The following is a 17342-nucleotide window of genomic DNA, read 5'->3' as shown; positions in this document are numbered from 1 at the left end:
AAATCGGGAGAAATCGCTTGTCCGACAAAGCCAAGATCCAGTTCACCGAGCGCGAAGCGCTGTTCTATCACAACACGATCCGCCCCGGTAAGATCGAGATCATTGCGTCGAAGCCCATGGCCACGCAACGCGACCTCAGCCTTGCCTATTCCCCCGGCGTGGCCGTTCCGGTCCAGGCGATCGCCGACGATCCCGCCACCGCCTACGATTATACCGCCAAGGGCAACCTCGTTGCGGTGATCTCGAACGGCACCGCGATCCTGGGCATGGGCAACCTCGGCGCGCTGGCGTCGAAGCCGGTGATGGAAGGCAAGGCCGTGCTGTTCAAGCGCTTCGCCGACGTCGATTCCATCGACATCGAGCTGGCCAGCGAGGATACCGACGCCCTGATCGAGGCCATCGCCATGATGGAGCCGAGCTTCGGCGGCATCAACCTCGAGGATATCAAGGCACCCGAATGCTTCATCATCGAGCAGGCCCTGCGCGAACGGATGAACATCCCGGTCATGCACGACGACCAGCACGGCACCGCGATCATCGCCGCCGCCGGCCTGATCAACGCCTGCCTCATCACCGGGCGTGACCTCAAGGACGTGAAGGTCGTGGTCAACGGCGCCGGCGCCTCGGCGCTGGCCTGCACCGCGCTTATCAAGTCGATCGGCGTGCGCCACGAGAACGTCACCGTCTGCGACCGTACCGGCGTGATCTATCGCGGCCGCGAGACCGGCATGGACCAGTGGAAGAGCGCGCACGCGATCGACACCCCGCACCGCACCCTGGAAGAGGCGCTGGTCGGCGCCGACGTGTTCCTCGGCCTTTCCGCCGCCGGTGCGCTCAAGCCCGAATACGTGAAGAAGATGGCCGAACAGCCGATCATCTTCGCGATGGCCAACCCCGATCCCGAGATCACCCCGCCCGATGCCAAGGCCGTGCGCCCCGATGCGATCGTGGCCACCGGCCGTTCGGACTATCCGAACCAGGTGAACAACGTGCTCGGCTTCCCCTTCATCTTCCGCGGCGCGCTGGACGTCCATGCCACCGCGATCAACGAAGAGATGAAGATCGCCGCTGCCAACGCCATCGCCGAACTGGCCCGCGAACAGGTCCACGAAGACGTGGCCGCCGCTTACGGCGGTGAAACCCAGCAGTTCGGGCGCGACTATATCATCCCCGCGCCGTTCGACCCGCGCCTGATGGAAGTCGTACCGATGGCGGTCGCCCGCGCGGCGATGGAATCCGGCGTCGCCGGTCGCCCGATCGAGGACTTCGAAGCCTACCGCGACCAGCTCAAGGCGCGGCTCAACCCGACGACCTCGGTGCTCACCCGCGTCTACGAGCAGGTCCGCGCCAATCCCAAGCGCGTGATCTTCGCCGAAGCGGACAACGAAGTGGTCCTGCGCGCAGCGATCCAGTACCGCGACTTCGGCTACGGCGAGCCCGTGCTGGTCGGCCGCACCCAGGTCATCCTCGACAAGATGGCCGAACTGGGCGTGCCCAACCCCGAAAGCTACCACATCGAGAATTCGATGGTGTCCGAGCACGTCGGCCCGATGGTGGAGATGCTCTACGAGCGCCTCAAGCGCCGCGGCTTCCTCCAGCGCGACGTGCAGCGCATGGTCAATACCGACCGCAACATCTTCGCCTCCGGCCTGCTCAAGCTGGGCGTGGGCGATGCGCTCATCACCGGCATGACCCGCCCCTTCGCGCAGACCATGAAGGAAGTGCGCCGCGTGCTGGACCCGGCAACGGGCAAGCTGGCGTTCGGCATCCACATGCTGGTGGGCAAGAACCACACCGTGTTCATGGCCGACACCACCATCAACGAACGCCCGAACGCCGAACAGCTCGCGGTGATCGCCAAGGAAACTGCCGCCGTCGCCCGCCGCCTGGGCCACGAACCGCGCGTCGCCTTCCTCAGCTACTCGACCTTCGGCAATCCCTCGGGCAAGTGGCTGGAGCAGACCCGCGAAGCCATCCGCATCCTCGACGAGGAAAAGCCGGACTTCGAATACGAAGGCGAAATGGCGCCTGACGCCGCGCTCAACCCCAAGATCATGGCGCTTTATCCGTTCAGCCGCCTGTCGGCTCCGGCGAACGTGCTGATCATGCCGGGCCTGCAGTCCGCCAATATCTCGGCCAAGCTGCTCAAGGAAATCGGCGGCACGACGTCGATCGGCCCGATGCTGCTGGGCGCGGAAAAGCCGGTGCAGATCGTGCCGATGACCGCGCTGGCGCCGGACGTGCTGACGCTGGCCGTGCTCGCGGCGGCCGGTATCGCCGGATAACATCGAAAAAGGGGCGCCCGGATCATGTCCGGACGCCCCTTTTTTTCCCAGAGATGCCGCCGTCCCGGACCTGATCCGGGGCGGCGTTTCTTTTGGGCCTGACGCTTACTTGCGCCGATAGCGGAAATACCAGACCTCGTGCCCGTAGACGGTGCGCGCCTTGTTCTCGTAGCGCGTCTCCGGCCAGCCGCCCGGACGGACCTGGAAGTCCTGCGGTTTCTCGCAAAGCCACTCGAACTGGTCGGTATGGCGCTGCATCACCATCAGCGCGTGGCGCACGTAGACCGCGTGGTCCGTGCCGAAACGGAACTCGCCGCCGGGCTTCAGCTTGGCCGCGAACATGTCCACCGGGCCATCGTTCATCATGCGCCGCTTGGCATGGCGCGCCTTGGGCCAGGGGTCCGGGTGCAGCAGGTAGAGGAACGAGAGCGAACCGTCGGGAATGCGCGAAAGCACTTCCAGCGCATCGCCGTGATGAATGCGCACATTGCCGAGCGGCGTGCTGGCGCCATTGTCTCCGGCAACATGGGTGAGCGCCTGGGCAACACCGTTGATGAAGGGTTCGGCGCCGATGAAGCCGTGGTTGGGCAGCATGTCCGCCCGGCCCGCCATATGTTCGCCGCCGCCGAAGCCGATCTCGAAATGCATCGGGCGATCGTCGCCGAACAGCAGGTCGGAGGTGACCGGACCTTCGAGGGGAACCGCGATTCGCGGGAGCAGGTTGTCGACCAGCGCCTGCTGGCCCGCGCGCAGGGGCTTGCCCTTGGCGCGGCCGTAGAGGCGGTTGAGCGTGGTCGGATCGCCGGGTTTGTGAGCCGTCATGGCGCGGGGCACTGGCACCGTTGCCCGGCAAGGTCAACGTGGGACCCGCCGCTACGGCCCCACTCGCGCCGATTTCCCGGCGACGGAGACGGAACCGGGCCTGTTCTCAGCCCCCTTCCCCGGCCTTCGCCGGCGCCGAAGGCGAAGGGGGAACCTGAAGGCCGCAGGCCTCGAAAGCGAAACGGCCCGCCCCCGGAAGGGCAGGCCGCTTTGTTCCCGCATCAGTTACGCACGCGCCCCTATGTTTAGAGGCGGGTCGGTTCAGGCGACGTCCTGAAGCTCGTCCGGGTCGCGCAGCACATAGCCGCGGCCCCAGACCGTCTCGATGTAGTTGGCGCCGCCGCAGGCATGGGCCAGCTTCTTGCGCAGCTTGCAGATGAAGACGTCGATGATCTTGAGTTCGGGTTCGTCCATGCCGCCGTAAAGGTGGTTGAGGAACATTTCCTTGGTCAGCGTGGTGCCCTTGCGCAGCGAGAGCAGCTCCAGCATCGCATATTCCTTGCCGGTCAGATGCACGCGGGCGCTGTCGACCTCGACGGTCTTGGCGTCGAGGTTGACGACCAGCTTGCCGGTACGGATGACCGACTGCGAATGGCCCTTCGAGCGGCGAACCACGGCGTGAATGCGCGCGATCAGTTCTTCGCGGTGGAAGGGCTTGGTCACATAGTCGTCGGCGCCGAAGCCGAACGAGCGGACCTTCGAATCCATTTCCGAGATGCCCGAAAGGATCAGCACCGGCGTCTGCACCTTGGCGACGCGCAGCTTCTTGAGCACGTCATAGCCGTGCATGTCGGGCAGGTTGAGGTCGAGCAGGATGATGTCGTAATCGTAGAGCTTGCCGAGATCGAGGCCTTCTTCGCCCAGATCCGTCGAATAGACGTTGAAGCCTTCGGCCGTCAGCATGAGCTCGATAGCCCGCGCGGTGGTCGGTTCATCCTCGATCAGCAGCACTCGCATCGGAATTCCCTTTCGCCCCCGTCCTCTCGGCGCAAACCCCAGCCGGAACGGACATTTCCCTGTATTAACCATAGGACCAATGAAGGTTAAAGGTTAATTTGCCGTAAATGGCGAAGCCCGGGACTTTTCAGAGCGATAGGAAACCGTCGCGCGTTAGGATTAAATTTTCTCAAGGAGCACGGCCGGTCCCGATCCGGTGCCTGTGCCGACCGGCTACCCCCCTGGGCGACGTGGCAGCCTGCACCCGCATCTCTGGTGCCTTCAGGTGTCGTTCTGGTGCGGTTGTGTCGATCCGCTTCAGGTAGCTCCAGAAGCCGCATTGCAGGCCGATCAGCATCAGGATGAAGGGCTGGAAAGCGATGCCAACGAACAGCGATCCGATCAGGTAGACCACTTGCGCAAGCTGGAGCGCGATCGCCAGCGGCGCCACCCAGGCCTCGTCGGCACCGGTGCGTTTCCTCCAGCGGCGGCGGATCATCTCCATCTGCACCAGCCCGGTCAGTTGCAGCAGTATCCACAGGAAGAACCCCGGAAAACCCTGCTCTCCCAGCATTTCGAAATAGCTCGAATGGAAGGCGCGCCCCTGCTCGACGACCGGCGTTCGCGTGACCGTCGTGCTGTTGCCCACCGTCTGCACGGAGACCGTATCGTAAGCCACCTTGCTCGCCATGCTGACCACGAAGCCGCCGCCCAGCGGATTGTGCTTCACATAGTCCCAGGTCCAGCTCCACACCCCGAGACGGGTACCGGCGGACTGGTCGGACTGGTGGTTCTCGATCGTCCCCATGCGCGCCAGGAAAGAGGCCGGCAGGAACGGCAAGGCAACCATGACGGCCAGCGCCATTCCCCCCGCGATCAGCACCTTGTGCCGGGCCGTTCGCAAGTAGAACAGGCATAGCACGCCCAGGCACACCAGCCCCGTCCGGGCCTGGGTTCCCACCGGAATCAGGGCACAGGCAAAGATCAGCGCCGCCGCGAAAACACGCACGCGCCAGTCAGGCGGGAAGACCGTCCCGTACTTCGCCAGCCACAGGATGATGGGAATGATGGCGATCGCCACGCAGGAAAGGATCGACCCTTCGTAGAGCCCGGTGTTGTTGTCCACGAAGATCCGCAAAGTGCCGTAGCCGCTGCCGCCAAGCGCGGTTTTCAGCCCTCCATCGACGATCAGCGCCGCAGCGGACAGCACCATGACCAGCGCCACCGCCTCTATCCGCAACCGCGTTCGCAAGGTGAAAGGCAGGAAGATCGCGAAGACCAGCGCCTTCCAGACCCAGGCCCATTTCTCCTGCGCCTCCACCGGATAAACGGCCCGAAGCGTGCTTACCGCGCAATAGAACAACAGCAGCGCCAGCAGGATCTGGCGCCCGGTAATGCGCGAATCGCGCTTGTCGTCAAACAGAACCCAGCCGAGAAAGGCTGCGGCAAAGGCCATGAGCGAGACCGGAAAATGCGCCAGTATCCCCCAGGAAATGACCTGCGGCGACACGATGTCGACATAGAGATAGCACAGCACCCAGAGAAACGGACGCTTGAGCCCCAGCAGGAGAAACCCGAAGAGAAAGCCGCTCAGCGCAAGATCAATCATCGCCTGCCGCCTCTTGCGTGTCGCTCGAATCCGGGCTTCCGGCCCGGTCGTCCGCGCCGCCCCACTGCATCCCGCGGCGGACGATGCGGCGGCTTTTCTCCGCCCCGCCCTCCACGTCCAGTTCCGGCCGCCACAGCAGGCGCCAGGCGGCAAGCGCCAAGAGGGCGTGGCTCACGGCAAGGGCAAGGATGTCGACCATCGCTGCCGGGCCTAGCAGTACGGAGTTGACGCGGCGTTAAGCCTTGCAGGCATAGGAATTGCGACCATGACCCGTGTTCTCCACGTCCTCGACCATTCGCTGCCGATGCACAGCGGCTACACCTTCCGGACCCGCGCGATCCTCAAGGCACAGGAAGCGATGGGCTTCGAGGTGCGCGGCGTGACAGGCCTGCGCCATACAGCGACTGGCCCCGATGTCGAGGATGCGGACGGCCTCGTCTTCCACCGCACCCGCGGAAGTGCAAGCGGGCCCGCCGGGCTGCGCGAATGGCGCGAGATCGGGCTCTTCGCGCAGACCATCGAACAGGTGGTGCGCGAATGGCGCCCCGACGTGATCCACGCCCATTCCCCCTCGCTCTGCGGCGCCGCAGCGTCGCGCGTCGCGCGCCGGCACGGCATCCCGCTGGTCTATGAAATCCGCGCATTCTGGGAGGATGCGGCCGTCGGCAACGGTACCGGCGCCGAGGGTTCGCTGAAATACCGGCTGACCCGCGCCCTCGAAAACCGGGTCGTCGCCCGCGCCGATGCGATCGTGACGATCTGCGACGGCCTGCGCGCCGATCTCATCGCCCGGGGCGTTCCCACCGCGAAGATCACGAAAATGCCAAACGGCGTCGATCTGGAACTGTTCGGTACGCCGCCCGCGCGCGACAGGGCGCTGGCAAAGGAACTGGGCTTCGAAACCGATGGCCGCGCCTGTCCGGTGATCGGTTTCATCGGCAGTTTCTACGACTATGAGGGGCTGGACGACCTGATCGCCGCCATGCCGCTGCTACTGAAGAGACAACCCGACGCGCGGCTGCTCATGGTCGGCGGCGGCCCGCGCGAGGAGGCGCTGCGCGCTCAGGCGCTGGCCTCCCCGGCGGCGTCGGCAATCCGCTTCATCGGCCGGGTGCCTCACCATGAAGTCGATCGCTATTACGCCCTGGCCGACATCATGGCCTATCCGCGCAAGAAAAGCCGCCTCACGGACCTCGTCACCCCGCTCAAGCCGCTCGAGGCCATGGCACAGGGCAAGCTTGTCGCGGCCAGCGATGTCGGCGGGCACCGCGAACTGGTGGACCACGGCGTGACCGGAACCCTGTTCGCGCCTGACGATCCGGCTGCCTGCGCGGCCGCTCTTGCAGGGTTGCTCGCACACCGCGAATCGTGGGAAGCCTATCGCGAGGCCGGGCGCCGACATGTCCGGGAACGGCACGACTGGGCCGCCAATGCCCGTCGTTATCGAGACGTTTACCAAATGGTGGCACCTCTCGATGCTGAAAAAGGACTGGGAACCGCTGCCTGACAAGGCGGAATTCCGCAATTCCAACGTGAGAAACGGGGTACAATTCGTGGCGAAAGCAGAGAACAGGAAGCCCGCCGTGGCCCAGCCGATCAGCCGTCACCCCCTGTTTCCCGCGATCGTCGCCTTGTGGTTTGCCGCCCTCTTCGGCCTCGGGTCGATCATGGTGAGCCCGGCACTGCTGGAACGCATCGTCGGCGCAACCGGGCTGGGCAAGGTGCTCCCGATGGCCACGCCGCCGCTGGGCAACACCGCCCGCATCCTCTTCGCACTCGCCATGACCGGGCTCGGCGGACTTGTCGGCCTCGTGGCCGGCCGCCGGGTCGCCCAGACCACCGAGGCACAGCCCGCTCGCATGCCTTTCGCCGGCTTCGAGACGGCGGAAAGCGCGGAAGAGGCCGATCCCGCACCGCAGGCAAACCAGCCACGCCGCCGTCGCGCATTCGCGCTGGTGGCCGAGGAACAGCCCGCCGAAGCGCTCGAAACACGGCCCGAAGGCGAGGAAGCCCCCCAGATCCTCAACTTGTCGGAGCTCGACATCGACGGGATCGTGACCACGCAGCTTCCCGCTTCAACGGCTTCGGAGGCCCCCGCTTTCGAGGACGGACCCAGTTTCGCGCCGATCGCGGCAGCGCCGGACGCCGCTCCTGCATGGACGGTTCCCGGCCAGTTCCCGGCAGAAGAGACAGGTGAGAGCCGGGAAGAAAGCGACGATCGCTCCGAAGCTCCGTTCGGCCGCGTTCCCGAATGGCTTGAGCCTCGCCAGGAAATCCACAGCTTCTCACCGGCTGCATGGGCGCACGAAGACAAGACCGGGGCCGAGGCCGAAGACGGGCCGGAAACGGAACCCGCGCCTTCCACGCCGGCGCCGGAAGCGCTGAACAACCGGTTGTTCGAAGCCTATGCGAACAAGGTTTCCGAACCCGCCGAGGCGAGCACACCCGCTCCGGGATTCGCGGCTTCCGCCCCGCCGGCGGCCGAATCAGACGCGGCCGCAACCCTGCCCGAAGCGGACACGGAGAGCGCGCGGAATGCCGCGGAACGAATCGCGGCAGCCGAACTGGAAACACTGTCGCAGGTCGAACTGCTCGAACGCCTCGCCCTTGCGATGGAAGAACAGCGCCGCAAGCGCAGCGCCGTGACGCCCTCCTCGTCGGCGTTCGTCGGGCAGCCCGCGCCTCAACCGCTGTTCGCGCCCGATGCACCCGCAAGTTCGCCGGAACTCCCGACGGCAACCGAAGCCTCGGTCACGACGGCGAAAACCATCGCATTCCCTGCCCCGCCTTTCGCAGAACCGCCATTCACCGAAACCCTGCGCTCGCCTCTGCCGCGCCTTGCTTCGGTCGCCCCATTCGCATTGCCCGTGCATAAGGCGCCCGGTGAAAGCGAGGACGGACCTTCCGCAATTTCCCGCATCCCGGCGGCCCTGCGCCCGGTGGGGCTCGATTCGTTCGGAAATGACGACGATGCCCTGCCCGGCTACCTTCCGCCGCGCCATATCAGCCTCGCCGCCGCGCCGGTCTCCCTCGGCACCGCGCATGCCGTTGCAGTGGAAATCGGGCCTGACGCGTTCGAGGCCGGGGACGAAGAAGAGGAAGATGCCGGCCGATATGCCGAATTCGACGCTCTCTCGCAGGACTTCGCCTATGACGAGAAGCCCGAGGACGACGAGGAAGAGGCCGTGCTCGAACAGGGCTACTCGTCCCTGCTGAACCTTTCCCGTCAGGCCCCGCGGCAGAATTTCGTTCATTTCGATGCAAACATGCTTCCGGCGGATGCCGAAGAGAGCGGTATGACGCAGGCATCGCCCGATCGGCCGTTCGATCCGCCGGCCCGGCCGGATCCTACCGAAACCGAAAAGGCACTGCGCGCCGCACTCGCCACACTCCAGCGGATGAGCGGCGCCGCCTGACGCCCCGGCAAATCGACGTCACATCCCTGCAAAAACCCGGTCCGGCGCAACCGTTCCGGGTTTTTGCATAACAAAATTCCCTTTTTTACCGTGCACACGCACTAAATCCTGCGCGACCCCCTGCCTTCGCCATTGCAAAAACGTCTCGTAATCGTCATGGGGGCGCTTGGGACCCCATGACGCGTATCGGCGTCGCACGATTCGTGCGCGCCGAGGCGGAGCATGGAAGGCAACCCGACAAAAAATGACAGGATGGGTTTTATCGATGGGATTTCCTAAGCCCCAGGGCCTTTATGATGCGCGTAACGAACACGACTCCTGTGGTGTGGGCTTCGTAGCCCATATCAAAGGCCAGAAAACACATGCGATCATTACTCAGGCACTGGAAATCCTTAAAAACATTGACCACCGCGGTGCGGTGGGCGCCGACCCGCTGCTGGGTGACGGCGCAGGAATCCTGACCCAGCTTCCCGATACGCTGTTCCGCAGCTGGGCCGCCGCCACCGGCGTCGAACTGCCGCAGGCGGGCGACTATGCCGTCGCCATGTGCTTCCTCCCGCAGGACGAAGCCAGCCGCGACCTCATCACGCAGACCTTCGAGAAGTTCATCGCCAAGGAAGGCCAGCACCTGATCGGCTGGCGCGACGTGCCCGTCACGCTCGATGGCCTCGGCAAGACCGTCATCAACTCAATGCCGGTGATCCGCCAGTGCTTCGTCGGCCGCGGCGACAACTGCGCCGACCAGGACGCGTTCGAGCGCAAGATCCTGGCGATCCGCAAGCAGACGCAGAACCCGCTCGAAGCGATGGCGAAGAAGCATAACCTGCCCGGCCTGACCGAGCTGTACATGCCCAGCTTCTCCAGCCGCACGATCGTCTACAAGGGCCTGCTGCTGGCAACCCAGGTCGGCTCGTTCTACGACGATCTGCGCAATCCCGAGTTCGTCTCGGCGCTCGGCCTCGTGCACCAGCGCTTCTCGACCAACACCTTCCCGAGCTGGAAGCTGGCACACCCGTTCCGCTTCATGGCCCACAACGGCGAGATCAACACGGTTCGCGGCAACGTGAACTGGATGAACGCCCGCCGTCGCACCATGGAATCGGAGCTGCTCGGCGCCGACCTCGACAAGATGTGGCCGCTGATCCCGCATGGACAGTCGGACACCGCCTGCCTCGACAACGCTTTCGAGCTGCTGCTCGCGGGCGGCTATTCGCTCAGCCACGCGATGATGATGCTGATCCCGGAAGCATGGGCGGGCAATCCGCTGATGACGGCGGAACGGCGCGCGTTCTACGAGTATCACGCCGCCCTGATGGAGCCCTGGGACGGCCCGGCCGCCGTGGCCTTCACCGACGGCCGCCAGATCGGCGCCACGCTCGACCGTAACGGCCTGCGCCCCGCGCGCTTCCTCGTCACCGACGACGATATCTGCGTCATGGCGTCGGAATCCGGCGTGCTTCCGATCAAGGAAGACAACATCGTCCGCAAGTGGCGCCTCCAGCCCGGCAGGATGCTCCTGATCGACTTCGATCAGGGCCGCATCATCGAGGACGAGGAAATCAAGACCCAGCTTGCCGCCGCCGAGCCCTATGAAAAGTGGCTCGACCAGGCGCAGTACAAGCTGGCGGACCTCGACGTGATCGAGCCCGAGCTGGCCGAGCTGCCCGCGCCCACCGGCACCCTTCTCGATCGCCAGCAGGTGTTCGGCTATACCCAGGAAGACGTTACCCGCTTCCTGGAGCCGATGGCCGTCGCCGCCGACGATCCGCTCGGCTCGATGGGCACCGACACGCCGATCCCGGTGCTGTCGAACAAGGCCCGTCTGCTTTACGACTACTTCAAGCAGAACTTCGCGCAGGTCACCAACCCGCCGATCGACCCGATCCGCGAGGAACTGGTCATGAGCCTCGTCTCGATGATCGGCCCGCGCCCGAACCTGCTCGGCCATGACGCCGGCAGCCACAAGCGCCTCGAAGTCAGCCAGCCGATCCTGACCGACCTTGGCCTCGCCAAGATCCGCTCGGTGGAAGCCGCACTTGACGGCGCCTTCCGCACCGCCACCATCGACATGACCTGGGACGCCAAGAGCGGCGCCGCGGGCCTCGAAATGGCGATCAAGGAAATGTGCTGGGCCGCGACCGAAGCGGTGCTGGCGGACAAGAACATCCTCGTCCTGTCCGACCGCGCACAGGGCCCGGACCGCATCCCGATGCCGGCGCTGCTGGCAACCGCCGCCGTCCACCACCACCTCGTCCGCCAGGGCCTGCGCATGCAGACCGGCCTCGTCGTGGAAACCGGCGAAGCGCGTGAAGTCCACCACTTCTGCGCGCTGGCGGGCTTCGGCGCCGAAGCCATCAACCCCTACCTCGCCTTCGAGACCATCGAAGCCGTGCGCGTTCGCAAGAACCTGCCGGTAACGGCGGAGCAGGCGGCGAAGAACTACGTCTACGCCATCGGCAAGGGCATCCGTAAGGTCATGTCCAAGATGGGCATCTCGACCTACCAGTCGTATTGCGGCGCCCAGATCTTCGATGCTGTCGGCCTCTCGACCGCCTTCGTTGAGAAGTACTTCACCGGAACCGCGACCTCGATCGAGGGTGCCGGTCTCGCGGAGATCGCGCAGGAAGCCGTGCGCCGCCACGATGCGGCCTATGGCGATAATCCGATCTACGCGAACATGCTCGATGTCGGCGGCATCTACGGTTCGCGCGTGCGCGGCGAGGAACATGCCTGGACGTCCGAGAACATCGGCGCGCTCCAGCACGCCGTGCGCGGCAACATCCCCGCCAAGTACGAGGAATTCGCCCGCACCATCAACGACCAGTCGACCCGGATGCTGACCATCCGCGGATTGATGGAATTCGTGCCCGGTCAGGCGATCCACATCTCCGAAGTGGAACCTGCCAGCGAAATCGTGAAGCGCTTCGCCACCGGCGCGATGAGCTACGGTTCGATCTCCTGGGAGGCGCACACCACGCTGGCGCTGGCGATGAACCGCATCGGCGGCAAGTCGAACACCGGTGAAGGCGGCGAGGACCCCTCGCGCTTCACGCCCCTGCCCAATGGCGATACCATGCGTTCGTCGATCAAGCAGGTTGCTTCGGGCCGCTTCGGCGTGACCACCGAGTACCTCGTCAATGCCGACGACATCCAGATCAAGATGGCCCAGGGCGCCAAGCCCGGCGAAGGCGGCCAGTTGCCGGGCGACAAGGTCGACAAGACCATCGGCGCGACCCGTCACTCGACGCCGGGCGTCGGCCTGATCTCGCCGCCGCCGCACCACGACATCTACTCGATCGAAGACATTGCGCAGCTCATTCACGATCTCAAGAACGTGAACCCGACCAGCCGTGTCTCGGTCAAGCTGGTGTCGGAAGTCGGCGTGGGCACCGTTGCGGCAGGCGTTTCCAAGGCCCGCGCGGACCACATCACGATCTCGGGCTACGAAGGCGGCACCGGCGCTTCGCCGCTGACCTCGCTGACTCACGCGGGTTCGCCCTGGGAAATCGGCCTGGCCGAGACCCAGCAGACCCTGCTGCTCAACAACCTGCGCAGCCGCGTGGTGGTTCAGGCCGACGGCGGCCTGCGCACCGGCCGTGACGTTGCCGTTGCGGCGCTGCTTGGCGCGGAGGAGTTCGGCTTCGCCACTGCCCCGCTGATCGCCGCCGGCTGCATCATGATGCGCAAGTGCCACCTCAACACCTGCCCCGTCGGCGTCGCCACCCAGGACCCCGTCCTGCGGGCCCGCTTCACCGGCCAGCCCGAGCATGTGGTCAACTACTTCTTCTTCGTCGCCGAGGAACTGCGCGCGATCATGGCCGAACTCGGCTTCCGCACGATCGCGGAAATGGTCGGCCGCGTCGACAAGCTCGACATGAAGAAGGCAGTCCAGCACTGGAAGGCCAAGGGCGTCGATCTGTCCAAGGTGCTTTACCAGGCACCGCTGGGCGACAGCCCCTCGCTGGGCTGGAGCGAAGCGCAGGACCACGGCCTCGAAAACGCGCTGGACAATGCCCTGATCGCAGGTGCAGCCGATGCATTGGAAAACCGTCAGGCCGTTCGCATCGAAAAGAGCGTCATCAACGTCAACCGCACGGTCGGCGCGATGCTCTCGGGCGAGGTGGCCCGTCGCTACGGCCATGACGGCCTGCCCGACAATACCATCCACGTGAAGCTCACCGGCGTTGCCGGCCAGAGCTTCGCCGCCTGGCTTGCCCACGGCGTCACGCTCGACCTGACCGGCGATGCCAACGACTATGTCGGCAAGGGCCTGTCCGGCGGCCGCGTGATCGTGCGCCAGCCCGGCCATGTCGATCGCGATCCGACCAAGAACATCATCGTCGGCAATACCGTGCTGTACGGCGCGATTTCCGGCGAGGCGTTCTTCAACGGTGTCGGCGGCGAGCGTTTCGCGGTCCGCAACTCGGGCGCGATCGCGGTCGTCGAAGGCTGCGGCGATCACGGCTGCGAATACATGACCGGCGGTGTTGTTACCGTGCTGGGCAAGACCGGCCGCAACTTCGCGGCGGGCATGTCGGGCGGCATCGCCTACGTCTACGACGAGGACGGCGAGTTCGATAAGCTGGTGAACCCGGCGATGGTCGATCTCATCCGGATCTCGGCCGAAGCCGACGAGGAAGAGGGAACGGGCCGGCCGCAACAGCGCACCGTCTCGGTCCGCGACCTCGGCATGGGCGACATGCTGCGCCACGATGCGGAGCGCCTGCGCATCCTGCTCGAACGCCACCACCTGCACACCGGCTCGAAAAGAGCCCGCGCGCTGCTCGACGACTGGTCGAACACGCTGGGCAAGTTCGTCAAGGTGATGCCGCGCGACTACGCAAAGGCTCTGCGCCAGCAGGAGGCGGAACGCCTCGAAGCCGCTTCGGTCGCAGCAGAATAAGATCGGGAATTAGTAAGATGGGCAAGGAAACCGGCTTCCTCGAACTGGACCGCCAGGACCGCACTTATGGCGATGCCAAGGAGCGCCTCAAGAACTACAACGAGTTCGTAGTCCCGCTCGCGCCGCAGGCGCTGAAGGACCAGGCGTCACGCTGCATGAACTGCGGCGTGCCGCACTGCCATACCGGCTGTCCGGTCAACAATATCATCCCGGACTGGAACCACCTGGTTTACGAGGACGACTTCCGCAACGCGCTGGAAGTCCTCCACTCGACCAACAACTTCCCCGAGTTCACCGGTCGCATCTGCCCCGCTCCGTGCGAGGCGGCCTGCACGCTGAACATCGTGGACCAGCCTGTCACCATCAAGTCGATCGAATGCGCGATCGTCGACAAGGGCTGGCAGGAAGGCTGGATCACGCCGAAGCCTGCCGCGAAGAAGACCGGCAAGTCGGTGGCCGTCGTCGGCTCCGGGCCGGCAGGCATGGCCTGCGCACAGCAGCTCGCCCGCGCCGGCCACTCGGTCACCGTGTTCGAGAAGAGCGACCGCGTCGGTGGCCTGCTTCGCTACGGCATCCCCGACTTCAAGATGGAAAAGCACCTCATCAACCGTCGTCTCGTGCAGATGATGGCGGAAGGCGTGGAATTCCGGACATCCACCGAAGTCGGCGTGACGGTATCGGTCGCCTCGCTGAAGGAAAACTTCGACCTCGTGGTCTTCTCCGGCGGTGCCGAAGATCCCCGTCCGCTGAACATTCCGGGCTTCGAACTGCCCGGCGTACGCTTCGCGATGGAGTTCCTGACCCAGCAGAACAAGCGCAACGCGGGTGACGACGAATTGCGCGCCGCCCCGCGCGGCACGCTCTCGGCTACCGGCAAGCATGTCATCGTCATCGGCGGCGGCGACACCGGCTCCGACTGCGTAGGCACCTCGAACCGCCAGGGTGCGGCTTCGGTCACCCAGCTCGAAATCATGCCCAAGCCGCCGCTTCACGAAAACAAGGCGATGTCCTGGCCGAACTGGCCGCTCAAGCTGCGTACTTCGTCGAGCCACGAAGAAGGTGTCGAGCGTGACTGGGCCGTGCTGACCAAGCGCGTCATCGGCGACAACGACGTCCGCGCCCTCGAATGCGTCCGCGTCGAGTGGAAGGACGGCAAGATGCAGGAAGTCGAAGGCAGCGAGTTCACGCTCGAAGCCGACCTCATCCTGCTCGCCATGGGCTTCGTCGGTCCGCGCAAGGCCGGCATGCTCGACCAGTCGGGCGTCGAACTGGACGCACGCGGCAACGTCAAGGCCACCATGGCCGACTACCGCACCAGCGATCCGGCAATCTATGCCTGTGGCGACATGCGTCGCGGCCAGTCGCTGGTCGTCTGGGCCATCCGCGAAGGTCGCCAGTGCGCCCGCGCGGTGGACGAGGCGCTCATGGGCGTTTCCGAACTGCCGCGCTGACACGTTACACGTGGAACGAACAGGAAGGGCGTCCGGCAGCGGGCGCCCTTTTCGTTTGAACTGAGGATTCCGACGCGGCAGCGATTTCTGGCGCATCCGCGTTGACCTCGCGAACACGCTCGGGGAGTTTGGCGGGCGAATGGGAGAATGACCTGATGCTGCTGGAAATCGCCGAGATAGAAGTCCGCCCCGGCACGGAGGAAGCCTTTTCCGCCGCCATGCGCGAGGTCGGGCTGGAACAACTCTCCGCCTGCGAAGGCGTTGTTTCGATCCGTTTCGGCCGAGGTGTGGAAAACCCGTCGAAGTTCACGTTCAACGTCGTGTGGACCTCGATGGAAGCGCACGATTCCGCGCGCAAGCTCGACAGCTTCGGCCGCTTTCGCGCCGCCTTTGGCGATCTGGGCGTGGGCGGCACAATGAGCCATTACGTCATGGACGAAGCCATTCCAGGCCGGGCTGCCTGACCCCCTTCTCCCGAACGTGATCCGGGGCGCCAGGTGGCAAACCTACCAGTCGATCCGCCCACGTCCGTTCGCTTCGAGAAACGCATTCGCCTTGCTGAAATGCCGGCACCCGAAAAATCCCGCGTAGGCCGAGAGCGGGCTGGGATGCGGTGCCGTCAGCACCAGGTGATGGCTCGAAGCGAGCCCCGGCACCCGCATCGCCTTCTTCCTGGCGTGATTGCCCCAGAGCAGGAACACGCAAGGCTCCTCCTTGGCCGCAACCGCCGCGACGGCGGCATCGGTGATCGCTTCCCAGCCCTTGTTCTGGTGCGATCCTCCCCGCCCCTCTTCGACCGTCAGCGCATTGTTGAGCAGAAGTACGCCTTGCCGGGCCCAGTGTTCGAGGTTGCCGTGTCCCGGCGCGGCAATGCCGCAATCGGTGGCCAGTTCCTTGTACATGTTGACCAGCGACGGCGGGACCCGCACGCCATGGGCGACGGAAAAGGCCAGCCCATGTGCCTGCCCGGCGCCGTGGTAGGGATCCTGCCCCAGGATGACGACACGGACTTCGCCGAGCGGTGTCAGTTCCAGGGCGCTGAAACGACTTCCGCGCGGTGGGAAAATCCGTTTCCCTGCTGCTTCCTCGGCATTCAGCCATTCACCGAGCTGGCGCGATTCGGGGGAATCCAGCACGGGGCCGAGCGCAGATTGCCACGATGGCGGCACGCTCTGCATGGCTACTGAAGTTTCCATTCGCGCCATACTCCCGATTTGTCGGCGGTAACCGGCATCCCGGACCATCCGCCCATTGCCTAACGCAGGCCCAGTCCCTAAGCATTTCCGGACCATGGCTGTCTATCTCCACGAAGAAGATCTCCCCGAGGGCGTGCTTGCGCCGGGACCCGTCGCTGTCGACACTGAAACGATGGGTTTGATCACCCCGCGCGACCGCCTCTGCGTGGTCCAGATTTCCGACGGAAAAGGCGACGAGCATCTCGTCCGCTTTGCGCCCGGCAGCGACTTTGCCGCGCCGAACCTGAAGGCGGTGCTGGCCGATCCCTCGCGGTTGAAACTCTATCACTTCGCCCGCTTCGACCTCGCTGCGATCGAACATTACCTCGGCGTCACGGCCGCGCCGGTGTTCTGCACCAAGATCGCTAGCAAGCTGGTGCGCACGTACACCGATCGCCACGGTCTGAAAGACCTCGTGCGCGAGCTTCTGGGCAAGGAAGTATCGAAGCAGCAGCAGTCGAGCGACTGGGGTGCGGCTGAGCTCACCGATGCGCAGAAGGACTATGCCGCCTCGGACGTGCGCTATCTGCACGCCATGCATGAGATTCTGGTCGTGCGGCTTGCACGAGAGAACCGTACCGAAATCGCGCAGGCCTGCTTCGACTTCCTGCCCGCACGCGCCCGGCTCGACCTTGCCGGCTGGCCCAACCACGATATCTTCAGCCACGAAGCCGCCTGATCGGGA

The 17342-nt window shown here is 65.1% G+C and carries 12 protein-coding genes; 7 read left to right on the top strand and 5 right to left on the bottom strand.

Annotated elements, in window-relative coordinates; genetic code table 11:
• Positions 1 to 17 precede the first annotated feature (17 nt).
• Positions 18 to 2285 (top strand): NADP-dependent malic enzyme, encoded by a 2268-nt coding sequence (locus ACLIMP_RS03935; protein WP_132469370.1) that lies wholly within the window; start codon positions 18 to 20, stop codon positions 2283 to 2285.
• Positions 2286 to 2390: 105 nt separating this feature from the next.
• Here the strand turns inward: ACLIMP_RS03935 and trmB are convergent, their stop codons facing one another.
• The 4 genes from trmB to ACLIMP_RS03915 all read right to left on the bottom strand — a co-directional run bounded on the left by trmB (position 2391) and on the right by ACLIMP_RS03915 (position 5851).
• Positions 2391 to 3107: a tRNA (guanine(46)-N(7))-methyltransferase TrmB gene (gene trmB / locus ACLIMP_RS03930; RefSeq protein WP_054441075.1), complete on the bottom strand. Its 717-nt coding sequence runs from the start codon at positions 3105 to 3107 to the stop codon at positions 2391 to 2393.
• A 261-nt stretch (positions 3108 to 3368) separates the two neighbouring features.
• The gene (gene ctrA, locus ACLIMP_RS03925; RefSeq protein ID WP_054441077.1) at positions 3369 to 4064 is read right to left on the bottom strand and encodes a response regulator transcription factor CtrA; all 696 of its coding nucleotides are present in this window, start codon (positions 4062 to 4064) and stop codon (positions 3369 to 3371) included.
• Positions 4065 to 4233: 169 nt separating this feature from the next.
• Entirely contained in the window at positions 4234 to 5652 is a 1419-nt protein-coding gene (locus tag ACLIMP_RS03920) for a putative O-glycosylation ligase, exosortase A system-associated (RefSeq protein ID WP_443478050.1), read from the bottom strand.
• Positions 5645 to 5851: a hypothetical protein gene (locus ACLIMP_RS03915; RefSeq protein ID WP_185998948.1), complete on the bottom strand. Its 207-nt coding sequence runs from the start codon at positions 5849 to 5851 to the stop codon at positions 5645 to 5647. The genes ACLIMP_RS03920 and ACLIMP_RS03915 overlap by 8 nt, the downstream gene beginning before the upstream one ends.
• 66 nt (positions 5852 to 5917) lie before the next feature.
• Between ACLIMP_RS03915 and ACLIMP_RS03910 the strand changes: the two genes are divergently transcribed.
• From ACLIMP_RS03910 to ACLIMP_RS03890, 5 genes are all read left to right on the top strand, one after another.
• Positions 5918 to 7159 carry a TIGR04063 family PEP-CTERM/XrtA system glycosyltransferase gene (locus tag ACLIMP_RS03910; protein ID WP_324697671.1) on the top strand — a complete coding sequence of 414 codons (1242 nt, stop codon included), beginning with the start codon at positions 5918 to 5920 and terminating at the stop codon, positions 7157 to 7159.
• The gene (locus ACLIMP_RS03905) at positions 7083 to 9068 is read left to right on the top strand and encodes a hypothetical protein (RefSeq protein ID WP_324697669.1); all 1986 of its coding nucleotides are present in this window, start codon (positions 7083 to 7085) and stop codon (positions 9066 to 9068) included. The genes ACLIMP_RS03910 and ACLIMP_RS03905 overlap by 77 nt, the downstream gene beginning before the upstream one ends.
• 265 nt (positions 9069 to 9333) lie before the next feature.
• Positions 9334 to 13971 (top strand): glutamate synthase large subunit, encoded by a 4638-nt coding sequence (gene gltB, locus ACLIMP_RS03900; protein ID WP_324697667.1) that lies wholly within the window; start codon positions 9334 to 9336, stop codon positions 13969 to 13971.
• Between the two features lie 17 nt (positions 13972 to 13988).
• Complete coding sequence (locus tag ACLIMP_RS03895) at positions 13989 to 15422, top strand: glutamate synthase subunit beta (protein WP_054441086.1); 1434 nt, start codon at positions 13989 to 13991, stop codon at positions 15420 to 15422.
• A 155-nt stretch (positions 15423 to 15577) separates the two neighbouring features.
• Positions 15578 to 15886: a putative quinol monooxygenase gene (locus tag ACLIMP_RS03890; protein WP_324697664.1), complete on the top strand. Its 309-nt coding sequence runs from the start codon at positions 15578 to 15580 to the stop codon at positions 15884 to 15886.
• Positions 15887 to 15928: 42 nt separating this feature from the next.
• Here the strand turns inward: ACLIMP_RS03890 and ung are convergent, their stop codons facing one another.
• Entirely contained in the window at positions 15929 to 16618 is a 690-nt protein-coding gene (gene ung, locus ACLIMP_RS03885; RefSeq protein ID WP_324697662.1) for a uracil-DNA glycosylase, read from the bottom strand.
• Positions 16619 to 16712: 94 nt separating this feature from the next.
• On the opposite strand from ung, the gene ACLIMP_RS03880 reads away from it, so the two are divergent.
• Complete coding sequence (locus ACLIMP_RS03880) at positions 16713 to 17336, top strand: ribonuclease D (RefSeq protein ID WP_054441088.1); 624 nt, start codon at positions 16713 to 16715, stop codon at positions 17334 to 17336.
• Positions 17337 to 17342: the final 6 nt, after the last annotated feature.

The sequence above is a fragment of the Novosphingobium aeonii genome, from assembly GCF_052279045.1.
GTDB lineage: Bacteria > Pseudomonadota > Alphaproteobacteria > Sphingomonadales > Sphingomonadaceae > Novosphingobium.
The sequence above is the reverse complement of the archived record's forward strand: the minus strand, read 5'-3'. Positions and strand labels throughout refer to the sequence as shown.

What these genes read in the sequence shown, in the direction of transcription:
- trmB (WP_054441075.1), bottom strand. Translation starts at nt 3,107, where the DNA reads ATGACGGCTCACAAACCCGGCGATCCGACCACGCTCAACCGCCTCTAC.
- ctrA (WP_054441077.1), bottom strand. Translation starts at nt 4,064, where the DNA reads ATGCGAGTGCTGCTGATCGAGGATGAACCGACCACCGCGCGGGCTATC.
- ACLIMP_RS03920 (WP_443478050.1), bottom strand. Translation starts at nt 5,652, where the DNA reads ATGATTGATCTTGCGCTGAGCGGCTTTCTCTTCGGGTTTCTCCTGCTG.
- ACLIMP_RS03915 (WP_185998948.1), bottom strand. Translation starts at nt 5,851, where the DNA reads ATGGTCGACATCCTTGCCCTTGCCGTGAGCCACGCCCTCTTGGCGCTT.
- ACLIMP_RS03910 (WP_324697671.1), top strand. Translation starts at nt 5,918, where the DNA reads ATGACCCGTGTTCTCCACGTCCTCGACCATTCGCTGCCGATGCACAGC.
- ACLIMP_RS03905 (WP_324697669.1), top strand. Translation starts at nt 7,083, where the DNA reads ATGCCCGTCGTTATCGAGACGTTTACCAAATGGTGGCACCTCTCGATG.
- gltB (WP_324697667.1), top strand. Translation starts at nt 9,334, where the DNA reads ATGGGATTTCCTAAGCCCCAGGGCCTTTATGATGCGCGTAACGAACAC.
- ACLIMP_RS03895 (WP_054441086.1), top strand. Translation starts at nt 13,989, where the DNA reads ATGGGCAAGGAAACCGGCTTCCTCGAACTGGACCGCCAGGACCGCACT.
- ACLIMP_RS03890 (WP_324697664.1), top strand. Translation starts at nt 15,578, where the DNA reads ATGCTGCTGGAAATCGCCGAGATAGAAGTCCGCCCCGGCACGGAGGAA.
- ung (WP_324697662.1), bottom strand. Translation starts at nt 16,618, where the DNA reads ATGGAAACTTCAGTAGCCATGCAGAGCGTGCCGCCATCGTGGCAATCT.
- ACLIMP_RS03880 (WP_054441088.1), top strand. Translation starts at nt 16,713, where the DNA reads ATGGCTGTCTATCTCCACGAAGAAGATCTCCCCGAGGGCGTGCTTGCG.